This is a genomic window from Streptacidiphilus jeojiensis, assembly GCF_042510965.1.
GTDB classification, from domain to species: domain Bacteria; phylum Actinomycetota; class Actinomycetes; order Streptomycetales; family Streptomycetaceae; genus Streptacidiphilus; species Streptacidiphilus jeojiensis.
On sequence record NZ_JBEUKS010000004.1, the window covers coordinates 94,499 to 108,432 of the forward strand.

General features: G+C 72.7%; 11 protein-coding genes and 1 pseudogene. 8 read left to right on the forward strand and 4 right to left on the reverse strand.

Annotated features, from left to right (window positions below; genetic code table 11):
- Nucleotides 1-14 precede the first annotated feature (14 nt).
- From ABUW04_RS12780 to ABUW04_RS12800, 5 genes are read left to right on the forward strand one after another with little or no spacing between them, the layout of a single operon-like run.
- Nucleotides 15-1,304, forward strand: coding sequence for a hypothetical protein (locus ABUW04_RS12780; protein WP_380564626.1), 1,290 nt, complete (start codon nt 15-17; stop codon nt 1,302-1,304).
- Nucleotides 1,295-2,266 (forward strand): dimethylarginine dimethylaminohydrolase family protein, encoded by a 972-nt coding sequence (locus ABUW04_RS12785; protein WP_380564627.1) that lies wholly within the window; start codon nt 1,295-1,297, stop codon nt 2,264-2,266. The genes ABUW04_RS12780 and ABUW04_RS12785 overlap by 10 nt, the downstream gene beginning before the upstream one ends.
- A gap of 10 nt (nt 2,267-2,276) precedes the next feature.
- Nucleotides 2,277-3,251 carry a glycosyltransferase family 2 protein gene (locus ABUW04_RS12790; protein ID WP_380564628.1) on the forward strand — a complete coding sequence of 325 codons (975 nt, stop codon included), beginning with the start codon at nt 2,277-2,279 and terminating at the stop codon, nt 3,249-3,251.
- Complete coding sequence (locus ABUW04_RS12795) at nt 3,235-4,527, forward strand: MFS transporter (RefSeq protein ID WP_051725741.1); 1,293 nt, start codon at nt 3,235-3,237, stop codon at nt 4,525-4,527. The genes ABUW04_RS12790 and ABUW04_RS12795 overlap by 17 nt, the downstream gene beginning before the upstream one ends.
- A 4-nt stretch (nt 4,528-4,531) precedes the next feature.
- The gene (locus tag ABUW04_RS12800; protein WP_380564629.1) at nt 4,532-4,999 is read left to right on the forward strand and encodes an adenylyl-sulfate kinase; all 468 of its coding nucleotides are present in this window, start codon (nt 4,532-4,534) and stop codon (nt 4,997-4,999) included.
- A 71-nt stretch (nt 5,000-5,070) separates the two neighbouring features.
- Here ABUW04_RS12800 and ABUW04_RS12805 read toward each other — a convergent pair whose 3' ends face one another.
- Nucleotides 5,071-5,358, reverse strand: a complete 288-nt coding sequence (locus ABUW04_RS12805; RefSeq protein ID WP_030257989.1) for a hypothetical protein — start codon at nt 5,356-5,358, stop codon at nt 5,071-5,073.
- A 74-nt stretch (nt 5,359-5,432) separates the two neighbouring features.
- A complete protein-coding gene (locus ABUW04_RS12810) occupies nt 5,433-6,125 on the reverse strand; it encodes a TetR/AcrR family transcriptional regulator (RefSeq protein ID WP_380564630.1) in 693 nt (230 codons plus the stop codon).
- Nucleotides 6,126-6,227: 102 nt separating this feature from the next.
- On the opposite strand from ABUW04_RS12810, the pseudogene qcrB reads away from it, so the two are divergent.
- Both qcrB and ABUW04_RS12820 read left to right on the forward strand, forming a co-directional pair.
- Nucleotides 6,228-7,829, forward strand: a pseudogene (gene qcrB / locus ABUW04_RS12815) (cytochrome bc1 complex cytochrome b subunit); the annotation flags it as partial.
- 124 nt (nt 7,830-7,953) lie between these two features.
- On the forward strand, nt 7,954-8,304 hold the full coding sequence (locus tag ABUW04_RS12820) for a PPOX class F420-dependent oxidoreductase (protein ID WP_380564632.1): 351 nt from the start codon (nt 7,954-7,956) through the stop codon (nt 8,302-8,304).
- Nucleotides 8,305-8,395: 91 nt separating this feature from the next.
- Here ABUW04_RS12820 and ABUW04_RS12825 read toward each other — a convergent pair whose 3' ends face one another.
- Both ABUW04_RS12825 and clpB read right to left on the reverse strand, forming a co-directional pair.
- Nucleotides 8,396-9,004 carry a type III secretion system chaperone family protein gene (locus ABUW04_RS12825; protein ID WP_380564633.1) on the reverse strand — a complete coding sequence of 203 codons (609 nt, stop codon included), beginning with the start codon at nt 9,002-9,004 and terminating at the stop codon, nt 8,396-8,398.
- Nucleotides 9,005-9,154: 150 nt separating this feature from the next.
- Nucleotides 9,155-11,776, reverse strand: coding sequence for an ATP-dependent chaperone ClpB (gene clpB / locus ABUW04_RS12830; RefSeq protein WP_380564634.1), 2,622 nt, complete (start codon nt 11,774-11,776; stop codon nt 9,155-9,157).
- A 225-nt stretch (nt 11,777-12,001) separates the two neighbouring features.
- Between clpB and ABUW04_RS12835 the strand changes: the two genes are divergently transcribed.
- Entirely contained in the window at nt 12,002-13,894 is a 1,893-nt protein-coding gene (locus ABUW04_RS12835; RefSeq protein WP_380564635.1) for a serine/threonine-protein kinase, read from the forward strand.
- Nucleotides 13,895-13,934: the final 40 nt, after the last annotated feature.

Below are 13,934 nucleotides of genomic sequence, written 5' to 3' on the forward strand. Positions count from 1 at the left end.
CCCGTGAAAGGTCGTTGACCGCAGCCCGGCGCACCCTGGCCGAGCTGCGGAGCACCGCGCCCGACGGTCCGGCCGACGCGGCGGACCTGTCCTGCATCACCAGCGCGGTGGCCATCGTGGCCTCCTCCCGAGGCGGCAGCAGCCTGCTCCACCAGATCCTCTCCGACCAGCCGGACGTGCTGTCCATCTCCGGTGAGCACACCGCGCTGTACAAGCTGAACAGGCTCGACCGCGGCCCCGACGGCTCCGACGCGCTGGAGCCGGACGTCGCGTTCGACCGGGCCGAGTTCTCCCGGGACTTCATGTCCCTGCTCGGCTCGGGGCCGGCCCGTCCCCCGTCGGATGCCGTCGGCCTGAAGCGGTACGCGGCCGTGGTGACCCGGCGGCTGGCCCTGCAGTGGCCGTTGGAGCAGATCGGCTACCCGACCGTCGAGGACGCGGTGACCCGTGCGCTGCGGACCTGCCCCGGCCCCGACGATCCCGACACGCTGTTCGCGGCGGTGCTGCGGCAACTCCGGGCCGACCATCCGCGTCTCGACCCGTGCTGCTACGACCTGCCGCCCGCGCTGCGCGGCCGGCCGGCCGACGACGCGCTCCGCCCGCCCCACGACGGCTACTGCATCGAGGAACCGCCGTTCGTGGTGCCGCGCGCCCGCACCGCCGCCGGTCCCGACGCGCTGCGGCGGCATCCCGTGGTGATCAAGTCGTCGGTCGACGCCTACCGGCTGCCGCTGCTGCGGCGGCTGATGCCGAACGCCCGGATCCGGGTGATCCACCTGACCCGCAATCCCGCCGCGAGCGTGAACGGCCTCTACGACGGCTGGCGCGACCGGGGGTTCTTCTCCTACGACGTCTCCGAGCAGCACACCCTGTCCATCGACGGGTACTCGGAACTCGGCTCGGCGGCGCGGCGCTGGTGGAACTTCGACATCCCGCCCGGCTGGGGGAAGTTCGTCGACCAGCCGCTGGAACGGGTCTGCGCACACCAGTGGGCGGGCGCGCACCGGGCGGCCCTGGACGGCCTCGGCCCCGACACCGCGGACGCCGTCCTGCGGGTCCCGTTCGAGCGGATCCTCGATCCCGGCACCCGGGAGCCGACCCTCCGGTCCGTCTTCGCCTTCGCCGGGATCCCGCAGCCACCCGGTCCGGTGGACTTCCCGGTGGTGATGGCGACCGCCCGTCCCCGTCCCGCGCGCTGGCGCCGCCGGGCCGACCTGGTACTCCCCGCGCTGGACCAGCCGGCCGTCCGGGCGGTCGCGGACGAACTCGGCTACCACCAGGGGCAGGAGGAGCGATGGCTGTGACCGCGGCCGCCTACCACGGACCGGGCTGGCGCTCCCGTCCCGGGCGGCAGGAGGACGACCTCGCCCGCGGCGGCGCCTGGGCACCGCTGCGGGTGGGCCGCGACTTCGACCCGCTCACCGACGTCGTCCTGCACTGCCCGTCGGCCGAACTGCTCACCGCCGCTGAGCCGGACGCGCTCCAGCACCTGGAACGGCTCGACCGCACCGCGCTCCGCCGTGACCTGGACGGGCTGGCCGAGGCCTACCGCGCCCTGGGCGTCACCGTGCACGAGCTGCCCGCCCCCGGGCCCCCCGGCGGGAACCCGTACCGGGGCGCCAACGCCATGTACGCGCGGGATCTGCTCTGGATGACCAGGGCCGGCGCGGTGATCCCCCGGATGGCCAGCACCGTCCGTGCGGGCGAGGAGCTGCAGACCCTCAGACTGTGCGCCCGGCTGGGCGTACCGGTGGCCAGGACCATCGGTGCCGACGGCGTCTTCGAGGGCGCGGACGCCCAGTGGCTGCGCTCCGACCTGGTCGCCGTGGGGCTGGGCGCCCGCACCAACGAAGCGGGTGCACGACAGGTCGAGGACGAGGCCGGACAGCAGGGCGCGCGGGTCGTCCGGCTGTCCGTGCCGACCGGGGTCCAGCACCTGCTGGGCGTCCTCCAGGTGCTGGACGCGGACCTGCTCGCCGCCCGGACCTCGGTCATGGACCCCGGGGAGGTCGGGCTGCTGCGGGAACTGGGCTTCACCGTGGTCGACATCCCCGAGTCCGACGAGGTCCGCACCCAACTGGCGTTCAACTTCGTCACCGTGGCACCGCGGGCGGTCCTCATGCCGACCGGGTCCGCGGACACGGCGGCGCTGCTGGCCCGGCACGGAGTCGAGTGCGTCGCCCGCGTTCCGATACCGGAACTCGCCAAGGGCGCCGGGGGCATCGCCTGCGCCACCGGAATCCTCGCCCGCACAACCCAGGACTGAGGTAGCCCCCATGCCGACACTCAGCATCGTCGTGCCCTTCTACAACGTCGCCCCCTACTTCTCCGAACTCCTGGACTCGCTGGCCGCGCAGGAGCTCAAGGACATCGAAGTCGTGCTGGTCGACGACGGCTCCACCGACAGCAGCCCGCGGACCGCCGCCGCACGGGTGGCCGAGGACGAGCGGTTCTCCCTGGTCACCCAGCCCAACCGCGGCCTCAGCGCGGCCCGCAACGCCGGCGCGCTGAGGGCCACCGGCAGCTATCTGGCCTTCGCCGACTCCGACGACGTCGTCCCGCCGGCGGCCTACCGGGTCCTGGTGGAATCCCTGGAGCGCACCGGCTCCGACTTCGCCTCCGGAGACGTCAGACGCCTCGACTCCTCGGGCACGCACCGCCATCCGCGGTACGCCGATGTCTTCGCCACCGCGCGCAGCCGCACCCACATCACCCGTGACCGCGACCTGATCCTGGACCGGATGATCTGGAACAAGGTGTTCCGCCGGTCCTTCTGGGAGCAGCACCGCTTCGCCTTCTCCCTGGCCCAGTACGAGGACGCGCCCGTCACCGTACGGGCCCACATCGAGGCGCGGACCGTGGACGTGGTGGGGGAGGTCGTCTACCACTGGCGGATCCGGGAGGCGGGCGAACGCTCCATCACCCAGCGCCTGTACGAGCCCGACAACATCGCGGCCCGGATGCGCATGATGGCGGTCACCGGGGACGTCGTCCGCGAGCACGCCCCCGAACTGCTGCCCGGCTACGAACGCGACATGTGCCTCGGCGACCTGCGGATCGCGATGCACGCGATGCTGGAGAACACCGACCGGGCGATGGCGACGGCCCTGGAAATCGGCCGCGGCTTCCTCGCCCGGGTGGACGGGCGGGTGATCGGCCAACTGCCCGATCCCGACCGGCACCGGCTCGCCCTCCTGCTGGCGGGGCGGTCCGACGAGCTTCGTGCGAGCCTGCGTGCTGACGGGCAGTAGCGCGAAGGAGAGCGAACCGAGACCGCCGCTGCCGCCGCGGCCGGCCGGGCGACTGCTGCGCCAGGAGGCCGACTTCCGTCGCATCTACCTGTCCCAGCTGGTCAGCCTCGGCGGCGACTGGTTCGCGATGATCCCGCTGCTGGCCCTGCTGCAGAAGCTGACCGACGGCCCGCTGTGGGGAGCGCTGGTCCTCGCCGCCGACACCCTGGTCATCGCCGTGATGTCGCCGTACGCCGGGGTGGTCGTCGACCGGGTCGACCGCCGCCGGCTGATGGTCCTCTGCGACCTGCTCTCCGCGGGGTTCATCGCCACCCTGTTCCTGGTGCGGTCCGGGTCGACCGCCTGGATCGCCCTGGTCGCACTGGGCGGTGTCGCGGGCGTGAAGGCGTTCTACGGTCCCGCCGCGAGCGCCGCGCTCCCCAACCTGGTGCCCACGTCCGACCTGCTGACCGCCAACGCCCTCAGCGGCGGCGCCTGGGGCGTCATGCTGGCCGTGGGCGCCTCGCTGGGTGCGCTGCTCGCCTCCGTCCTCGGCATCGACTGGTGCTTCGCCCTCGACGTGGTCACCTTCTGCGTCTCCGCGGCCCTGGTCGGACGGGTGCGCAAGCCCTTCGGCGACAGCCGGGACGCCAGGCCGCGGGCGAGGGTTCGGGACGACCTCCGCGAGACCGCGTCGTTCGCCCGCGAGGACCGCCGCATCGTCGCGCTGCTGCTGGCCAAGCCGGGAACCGCGCTGGGCAACGGGGTACTGGCGCTCTTCCCGGCGCTGGGGGCGGCCGTGTTCCACGTGGGCGACGTCGGCGTCGGGCTGCTGTACGCCGCCCGGGGAGTGGGCGCGCTGATCGGTCCGGTGACCGGCCGGCGGCTGCTGTCGGGGCGGGAGGGCCGGATCCGCGTCCTCACCCTGGCCTCGACACTGACCTTCGGCGCCGCCTACGCGGGCTTCTCCACGGTCACCTGGTTCCCGCTGGCCGTGCTGCTGGTCGTGGCGGCCCATGTCGGCGGCAGCATGAACTCCACCCTGTCCTCCTTCGCCCTGCAGTCGGCCACTCCGGACGGCATCCGCGGGCGCGTCCTCAGCGTCGACTTCATGTTCTCCACCCTGTCCCTCGGCGCGAGCCAGCTGGTGGCCGGGGGGCTCGCGACGGCCATGGCGCCGTCCGAGGCCGCCCTGTGCATCGCCGGCATCGTGATCGCCTACGGCACCCTCTGGTGGACCCTCTCCGGAGAGCTGTGGCCGCGCCGGACCAACTCGCCGCCTGTGGAACGAGGTTGAATCGATGATGCAGATGCGCAGCAAGCCGTGCGGCTGCGGCGTCACGGTATGGCTGACCGGTCCGTCCGACGTCGGCACATCGGCCCTGACACAGGCGCTGGCCGAGCGGCTGCGCGGCGCGGGTTACCGGGTGGCGGCACTCAGCACCGACGAGGCACCCGCCAGGAGCGTGCACCGGGTCGGCCTGACGGCCGAGGTGCTCGCGCACAACGGTGTGATCGCCCTGGTGTCCTCGGCCGCACCGGACGCGAGCGCTCGCGACGCCGTACGGGACCGGCACCGCAGCAGCGGCACCCACTTCCTCGAAGTCCACGTGGAGGCGCCGGCCCGGACCCACGACCCGATCGGGGCCGACCGCCGGTACGAGCCGCCGCACCATCCCGACCTGGTCATCCCGGCGCAGGCCCAGTCGAGCGGGGAAGCGCTGGTGATCCTGGCGCGGCTGCTGGCGGCGAAGTCCTTCGTGGCGTAGCACCGGCGCCGGGACGCCGGGCAGCGGTGCGATCCCGGACTGTGGTCCGGCCCCTAGGCGGCGATGCGGCCCTAGGCGGCGGTGCGCTCCGGCATCGGGAGTTCCCGGCCGTCCAGGAGCAGGGTGCAGGTCAGGGCGCGGGTGCCGTGGCAGAGGTGGTCCAGGCGGAGTTCGAAGGGCTGCGGAGGGTCGTCGGGCAGTTCGCTGGTGAGGACGGTGGCGTCGGCGCCGCGCTGGTGGCGGTAGCCGACCTCCTTGCCGTCGACGAGCAGGGTGACCTCGGGGGTGCGACCGGTGCGGGCCTCGACGGTGATCGAGTGCCCGGCGTGGTCGAGGTGGAAGTGGTGCTGACGGGTCATGGCAGCCTCCGTAGCCGGTCCCCCGCCTGTCACGTACTGCTCTCACGCTACGCCGAACCGCCGTAGGGGGCGGATCAGGCCCGCATCGGGGCGGCGAGTTCCTGCATGGCGGTGTCCAGCTGGTCCGGGGTGAGCGTGGGCGCGGGGAGGGGGTGCGCGCCCTCGGCGCGGAAGCCGTCCAGGAGCAGGGCGAGGTAGCGGCGCCAGGCGTCCGGCGCCGCGGCGGAGAGGGCGGGTACCGCGGCGCACAGGGCGCCCAGGCTGACCAGCAGGTCCTCCGGGGTGACGTCGGTGCGCATGGTGCCCTGCCGCTGGGCGCGGTGGACCAGCAGGGTGACCGTCTCCAGGTTGTGCTGCTTCAGCGCGTCCAGGGTGGGGATGCCGCGGATCCCGGTGGTGAGCAGGTCCTTGGCGCCGTGGTCGGTCACCAGCAGGGTGCAGATCTCCTCCTCCAGCGCCGTCAGCCCGGCCCAGGCGTCCTCCGCCCCCCGCGCACGCTCGCCGGCGCGCAGCACCGTGCTGAGCCCGTCCGCGAAGACCGCCTCGATCAGGGCCTGCCGGGTGGAGAAGCGCCGGTAGAGGGTGGCGTTGCCGACGCCGGCCCGGCGGGCGATCTCGTCCAGCGGTGCGTCCAGCCCCTGGGCGGCGAAGACCTCGCGGGCCGCGGCTATCACGGCCTCCCGGTTGCGCAGGGCGTCCGCCCGCAGCGGAGGGGCCTCCGCCCGCGGCGGCCGGGGGTCCGTGGGGCGCGCGTTGCTGACGTGCATGGAAGCAGGATAGCAGGGCAAGTGGGGAGCCCTGTCCGGTTACTGCTACGATCCTTTTCGGGAAGTGGGGAGCTGACCCCACTTGATCGCAGGGGGTGCACCATGTCGCAGCAGGAGGCGCAGCAGGAGGAAGGCCCGGCGGTCGCGGCCGCCGACTGGGTCGACGGCCGGCTCGGCCTCTACGCGATGGCCAAGGCCAACCTGCGGAAGCTGTTCCCGGACCACTGGTCGTTCATGCTCGGCGAGATCTGCCTCTACAGCTTCATCATCATCATTCTCACCGGCATCTACCTGACGCTGTTCTTCCAGCCCAGCATGGGCGAGGTCGTCTACCACGGCAGCTACACCCCGCTCGACGGCATCCGGATGTCGGAGGCCTACAAGTCCACCCTGGACATCAGCTTCGACGTCCGCGGCGGGCTGCTGATCCGTCAGATCCACCACTGGGCCGCCATCGTGTTCGTCGCCGGGATGACGGTGCACATGATGCGGGTCTTCTTCACCGGCGCGTTCCGCAAGCCCCGCGAGATCAACTGGTTGTTCGGCTTCACCCTGCTGGTGCTCGGCCTCTTCGACGGCCTGCTGGGCTACTCGCTGCCGGACGACCTGCTGTCGGGCACCGGCATCCGCTTCGTCGAGGGGGCGGTGCTGGCGACGCCGATCGTCGGCACCTACATCGCCATGTTCCTGTTCGGCGGGCAGTTCCCCGGGAACGACATCATCCCGCGCTTCTTCAGCATCCATGTGCTGCTGATCCCGGGCGTGATGGTGGCGCTGCTGACGGCCCATCTGATCCTGGTCTTCTACCACAAGCACACCCAGTTCGCGGGCCCCGGACGGACCGAGAAGAACGTGATCGGCGCCCCGCTGTTCCCGGTCTACGTGGCCAAGGCCGGCGGGTTCTTCTTCCTGGTGTTCGGAGTGATCTCGGTGGTGGCCGCCGTCGCCACGGTCAACCCGATCTGGGCCTACGGCCCCTACCGGCCCGACCAGGTGTCCACCGACGCCCAGCCGGACTGGTACCTGGGCATGGCCGAGGGGTTGATCCGGATCATGCCCGGCTGGGAGATCAGGGGCTGGGGCCACACCCTGGAGATGGGCATCCTGGTGCCGCTGACGCTGTTCCCGCTGGTGCTGGTGGCCATCGCGGTCTACCCGTTCCTGGAGAGCTGGATCACCCGCGACCGACGCGAGCACCACATCCTGGACCGCCCGCGCAACGCCCCGGTGCGGACCGCGGTCGGCGTCGCCTGGATCGCCGAGTACCTGCTGCTGCTCGCCGCCGGCGGCAACGACCTGTTCGCGCTGCGCTTCGGCATCTCCGTCAACGCCATCACCTGGGCCTGCCGGATCGGCTTCTTCGTGGTGCCGGTGGCGGCGTTCACCATCACCAAGCGCTGGTGCCTCGGCCTGCAGCGGATCGACCGGGAGAAGGTGCTGCACGGCCGCGAGACCGGCACCATCAAGCGACTGCCGCACGGCGAGTTCGTCGAGGTCCACGAGCCGCTCCCGGCGGCACGGCTGCACGTACTGACCGCGCACGAGCAGTACCGGCCGGTGGAGCTGCCGCCCGCGGTGGACCCCAACGGCGTACGCCGCAAGGTGCACGCGGCGGAAAGGCTCCGGGCGTTGCTCTCCCGGGGCTGGTACGGCGAGGCTGCCCAGATACCCAAGGCGACCCCCCAGGAGGCGAACGGCCATGGCACTGGCGAGGCGGCACAGCAGCACGAGGCGGTACAGCAGCAGGCCCCTGCGGCTCTCGGAGAGCAGGCATCTCCTGCTCACCGCGTACTCCCCTGACGAGGTCCCGACCAGCCTGGTGTGCAAGGTGGTCGCCGACGGCGACGCCCTCGGGGTGCTGCTGGCGGCGGACTCCCCGGTCGCCGTCCGGCTCCGGAACCGTCCCGGCCTGCTGGTCGCACCCTGCGACGCCCGCGGCACCCGCACCGGCGGCCAGTCCCCGGCCCGGGCGGCGCTGGGCACCGCCGACCTCGGAGCGCAGTACCGCGCCGCCCTGATGAACAAGTACGGCTTCACCACCGCCCTGGCCCTGGGCCTGGCCCGGCTCGCCCACGGCCTGACCGCCAGCACCCCGGTCCGCCTCACCCCGGCGGGCACCACCTGGCCGCTGCTCTGCCCGGACTGGCGCCCGACCGCGACCTTCTACAGCCCGAACTGAGGACCGCCGCCCGGCGAGGGCAGCGCGAAGGGCCGGTACGCGAAGGGCCGGTACGCGGCGTGCGCGTACCGGCCCTCGGAGCAGCGAGCGGTCAGCTCTCGGCCGGGCCGTCCTCGGTGCTGTTGCCCTCGGTGCCGTTGTCCTCGGCGTCACCCTCGGCCGAGCCGTCGGTGGCGGTGCCGTCCGCGTCCTCGTCCTCGTCGACGTCGGTGGCCAGGCCGAGGCGCTCGACCAGCCACTGGTCGAAGCCGACGGCGGCCTGGGTCCAGTTGGCCGTCATCGCCACGAAGTAGTTGATGTTGACGCCCATGCCGACGATCATCTGCGACTCGCCGATGACCCGGACCACGCCGTCGTCGTGGACGTGGGTGTAGACCTTCGGCCAGAGGGTCTCCCGGTTCCACTCGTCGAGGGCCTCCAGCAGCTCGGCCTTCTGCTCGATCGGGTGCGGGCGGTCGTAGAAGGCGCGGACCGCGAAGAGCTCCTTCTGCTCGCCGCGGAACATGTAGTAGACGCGGAAGCCCTCCCAGGGGGCGAGCAGGTCGCCCTCCTCGTCCACGGCGTGCTTCAGCTCCATCTGGTCCAGCAGCTGGGTGACCAGGTCCTGGTCGGGCACGACGACCGGCGGCGGCCCGTCCTGGCCCGACGGCTGCGGCTGCGGCACCCCGAATGAGGGGATGGAAGACGGGTCGATGCTCATAACTTGGCCGGGTTCCCTTCGAATGGACTTACCGCCCCCATCCTGCCTCATCCGGGGGGGTCCGGCGAAGCCCCGGAGCCCCTCGTGACGGGGTTCCGGGGCATCACCGCACAGGCCGCCGCACGCGGGGCGCGGGCGGCCGGGCGCGGGCTACTCCTTCTCGAAGGAGGTGGCCGTGCGCTCCGCCGGGCCGACGGTCAGCCGGTCCGCGTCCGCGGCGGTGTCGACCACGACGGTGTCCCCGTCGCGGACCTCGCCGCTCAGGATGGCGCGGGCCAGCTGGTCGCCGATGGCCGACTGGACCAGCCGGCGCAGCGGGCGGGCGCCGTAGGCCGGGTCGTACCCGGTCAGGGCGAGCCAGTCGCGGGCGGCCGGGGTGACGTCCAGGGTGAGCCTGCGGTCGGTGAGGCGCTTGGCCAGGGCCGCGACCTGGAGGTCGACGATCCGGGCCAGCTCCTCGGTCCCCAGCGGGTCGAAGACCACGATGTCGTCGAGCCGGTTCAGGAACTCCGGCTTGAAGGAGGTGCGGACCGTCTCCAGCACCCGCTCCTTCTTCACCGCGTCGTCCAGCGACGGGTCGATCAGCCACTGCGAGCCCAGGTTCGAGGTCAGGATCAGGATCGAGTTGCGGAAGTCCACCGTCCGCCCCTGACCGTCCGTCAGCCGGCCGTCGTCCAGGACCTGGAGCAGGATGTCGAAGACCTCGGGGTGGGCCTTCTCCACCTCGTCCAGCAGCACCACGCTGTACGGGCGGCGCCGGACCGCCTCGGTGAGCTGGCCGCCCTCCTCGTAGCCGACGTAGCCGGGCGGGGCGCCGACCAGCCGGGCCACGCTGTGCTTCTCGCTGTACTCGCTCATGTCGATGCGGACCATGGCCCGCTCGTCGTCGAAGAGGAAGTCGGCGAGCGCCTTGGCCAGCTCGGTCTTGCCGACCCCGGTCGGCCCCAGGAACAGGAAGGAGCCGGTGGGACGGTCCGGGTCGGCGATGCCGGAGCGCGAGCGCCGTACCGCGTCGGAGACCGCGCGGACCGCGGTGGTCTGGCCGATCAGGCGGCGGCCCAGCTCGTCCTCCATCCGCAGCAGCTTGGCCGTCTCCCCCTCCAGCAGCCGCCCGGCCGGGATGCCGGTCCAGGACGCCACCACGTCGGCGACGTCGTCCGGGCCGACCTCCTCCTTCACCATGGAGGCGCTGGTGGCCTCGGTGCGCGCGTCGTCCTGCGCCTCGGCGAGCTCCTGCTCGGCGGCCGGGATGTCCGCGTACATCAGCCGGGAGGCGGTGGTGAAGTCGCCGTCGCGCTGGGCCCGCTCGGCCTGGCCGCGCAGGTCGTCCAGGCGCTCCTTGAGCTCGCCGACCTTGTTCAGGGTCGACTTCTCGGCCTGCCAGCGGGCGGTGAGCCCGGCCAGCTGCTCCTGGCGGTCGGCCAGGTCGCGGCGCAGCCGCTCCAGCCGCTCCACCGAGGCCGCGTCGGACTCCTTGTCCAGCGCCATCTCCTCCATCCGCAGCCGGTCGACGGCGCGCTGCAGCTCGTCGATCTCCACCGGGGAGGAGTCGATCTCCATCCGCAGCCGGGACGCGGCCTCGTCGACCAGGTCGATGGCCTTGTCCGGCAGGAACCGGGAGGTGATGTAGCGGTTGGACAGGGTCGCCGCGGCGACCAGGGCGGCGTCCGAGATCTGCACCTTGTGGTGCGCCTCGTAGCGGGACTTCAGGCCGCGGAGGATGGCGATGGAGTCCTCGACCGAGGGCTCGCCGACCATGACCTGCTGGAAGCGGCGCTCCAGCGCGGCGTCCTTCTCGATCCGCTCGCGGTACTCGTCCAGGGTGGTCGCGCCGACCATCCGCAGCTCGCCGCGGGCCAGCATCGGCTTGAGCATGTTGCCGGCGTCCATCGCGGAGTCCCCGCCGGCGCCCGCGCCGACCAGGGTGTGCAGCTCGTCGATGAAGGTGACGACCTCGCCCTCGGACTGCTTGATGTCCGCGAGCACGGCCTTCAGCCGCTCCTCGAACTCGCCGCGGTACTTGGCCCCGGCGACCATGGCGCTGAGGTCCAGCGAGACCAGCCGCTTGCCGCGCAGCGACTCCGGGACGTCGCCGGCCACGATGCGCTGGGCCAGCCCCTCGACCACGGCCGTCTTGCCGACGCCGGGCTCGCCGATCAGCACCGGGTTGTTCTTGGTCCGGCGGGACAGCACCTGGACCACCCGGCGGATCTCCTGGTCCCGGCCGATCACCGGGTCCAGCTTGCCGTCCCTGGCGGCCTGGGTCAGGTCGGTGCCGTACTTCTCCAGCGCCTTGTAGGTGCTCTCGGGATCGGCGGAGGTGACCCGGGCACTGCCCCGGACCTCCTTGAAGGCCGCCAGCAGCGCCTTGGGGGTCGCCCCCTCGCCCTTGAGCAGCTCGGCGACCGGGCCGCCCTCGGCGGCGAGGCCGACCAGCAGGTGCTCGGTGGAGACGAAGGAGTCGTCCAGTTCGGCGGCCCGGGCGGCCGCCTCGTTGAGGGTGCCGACGGTCTGCCGGGCCAGCTGCGGCCCGGACACGGTGGAGCCCTGGGCGCTGGGCAGCGCGTTCTGCTGCCGGGTGGCGGCCGCCCGGATCCGCGGCACGTCCGCGCCGACCGCCTCCAGCAGCGGGGCCGCGATGCCCTCCGGCTGCTCCAGCAGCGCGAGCAGCAGATGCACCGGGGTGACATCGGGGTTGCCCGTGCTCGACGCCTGCCGGATCGCCGCCGACAGGGCTTCCTGTGCCTTGGTGGTGAGCTTGCTCGCGTCCACGCTTGTACGTCCTCCCGTGCTCTGCTGTTCGAGGTGCTCTGCTGTTCGACTGCGTGCGATGGTGCCACCGCTTTGTTGCCATGTTCAGCATGACGTAAGTTGAGTCTATTCCACTCAAGGCGACTGTGAAGCCCGAACCGCCCCTGGCGCGGCACCCGCCCCGACTATGCTCCTGGTTCTGCCGAGCCGGGGGGACCGGGGCGGCAGCGCGAGGGGGAGTGCCGCATGGGCGTCGCTGCATTGTCGGCCGCCGCAGTACCGGGGGCGGGCCAGAACTGGGCGCAGGGCGAGACCTGGAAGCCGATCGCCGTACTACTGGGCATTGTGCTGCTCCTGCGCCTGCTCGGCATCGCCTGGCTGCTGCGCTCCCAGATCGGCTGGCGCAGCCGCGCCGTGGCCGGGGAGCGCCGCAGGGAGATCCGCGGCCACTTCGCCGACGACGCCTCCCAGCGCCAGTACGCGCTGCGCCAGCTCGACCTCGGCTACCCCCGGCACCTGCTGGCCAGCGGCCTGGAGCTGCTGTTCGGCGTCCTGGTCGTGGGCGGCATGACCGTGCTGATGCACATCGAGAACATCGCCGTCCCCAAGAACCCCATCGACCGGCGGGACCTGGCGCTCTTCCGCTTCGAACCGCCCTTCCCCAGCACCTGGCTGTCGCAGGCCTTCCAGGGCCGCACCCACGGCGGCGCGACCACCCTGCTGATCTGCCTGGTCCTCGCACTGCTCTGGCTCGGCGCCTGGTACCGGACCCGCTACCTGCTCCACGTGGTGCACACCCCCTCCGGTACCTGGGAGCGGTCCCGGCTGCGCCGGACCCTGTGGCCGCAGCTCGCGGTGCGGTTCCTGGCCGCGCTGCTGCTGCTCCCGGTGCTGGGCATCGCGACGCTGCTGCTGTGGCAGCTGGTCGCACTGCGGGCCGCCCGGCGTTTCCACAGCAAGCGGCCGATGACGACCCCGCTGCCGGTGATCGGCCGCCCGGTCGCCACCGGTCCGGTGGTCTCCCAGCTGTGGACCGGCCCGGCCGCCTTCCCGCCGGCGCACACCGGGCCGCCGGTACCGGCACCCGCCGCGGCACCCATCAGTGCCCCGTACGCCAACCTGCCCAACCCCGGATCGGTCCCCACGCCGCCGGCGTCCCCCACCGCCCCCGCCACCGCACCACCGCCGCGGCCGGCCACCGCACCCGCAACCCGCGCGCCCGATCCGGCGCCGGTCCCGGTGGTCCGCTGCTCCCCGCTCGGCCCGCACGAGCCGCGCACCCTCGGCCCCTACCGGCTGCTCGGCCGCATCGGCGCCGGCGGCATGGGCACCGTCTACGTCGCCTGCCTGGAGGGGTCGGCCACCCAGGTCGCCCTGAAGACCCTGAAGCCGGAACTGCTCGACGACCCCGAGCTGGCACAGCGCTTCCAGCGCGAGGCGGAGGCGCTCGGCCGGGTCTCCAGCGCGTACACCGCCCGGGTCATCGACTCGGGCATCGCCGACGGCCTGCCGTTCATCGCCATGGACCTGCTGGACGGCTCCCCGCTGGACGCGCACCTCAGCCGGCGCGGCCCGATCCTCGCCCCCGAGGCCCTGAACGCCTTCGCCCTGGCCCTGGCCGTCGCCCTGGACGGGGTGCACCGCAGCGGCCTGGTGCACCGCGACCTCAAGCCGGCCAACATCATGCTCACCACCGCGGGTCCGCGGCTGCTGGACTTCGGCATCGCGGTGATGCTGGACCGCACCCGGCTCACCCGCACCGGGATGGGCATCGGCACCCTCCCCTACATGGCCCCCGAGCAGTTCGGCGAGGAGCCGGCCGGACCCTGGACCGACGTCTGGGCCTGGGGCTGCTGCCTGGTCGCCGCGACCGCGGGACGCAGCCCGTTCCAGGCCCGCGACACCGCGGCGATCCTCAACCGGGTGCTGATCGCCGGCCCTGACGAGACCGCGCTGGCCACCCTCGGCCAGGTCTCCCCCGAACTGCTCCGGGTGGTCCGGCTGGCCCTCACCAGGGACAGCGCGCAGCGTCCGGCGGACGGCAACGCGCTGCTGCTGCAGCTGCTGCCGGGGGCGCAGCGCCCGCCGGACCTTGGCGAGCGGATCACCCGCGGCTGGCGCACGCTCCACCTCGGCTGAGCACCGCCCCCGCTGAAGCCCGGACGGACGGTGACGTCCC

Bases quoted from the DNA above. Each gene is read 5' to 3' on its own strand.
- ABUW04_RS12805 (WP_030257989.1), bottom strand. From the start codon at position 5,358: ATGACCCGTCAGCACCACTTCCACCTCGACCACGCCGGGCACTCGATC.
- ABUW04_RS12800 (WP_380564629.1), top strand. From the start codon at position 4,532: ATGATGCAGATGCGCAGCAAGCCGTGCGGCTGCGGCGTCACGGTATGG.
- ABUW04_RS12810 (WP_380564630.1), bottom strand. From the start codon at position 6,125: ATGCACGTCAGCAACGCGCGCCCCACGGACCCCCGGCCGCCGCGGGCG.
- ABUW04_RS12835 (WP_380564635.1), top strand. From the start codon at position 12,002: ATGGGCGTCGCTGCATTGTCGGCCGCCGCAGTACCGGGGGCGGGCCAG.
- ABUW04_RS12785 (WP_380564627.1), top strand. From the start codon at position 1,295: ATGGCTGTGACCGCGGCCGCCTACCACGGACCGGGCTGGCGCTCCCGT.
- ABUW04_RS12790 (WP_380564628.1), top strand. From the start codon at position 2,277: ATGCCGACACTCAGCATCGTCGTGCCCTTCTACAACGTCGCCCCCTAC.
- ABUW04_RS12825 (WP_380564633.1), bottom strand. From the start codon at position 9,004: ATGAGCATCGACCCGTCTTCCATCCCCTCATTCGGGGTGCCGCAGCCG.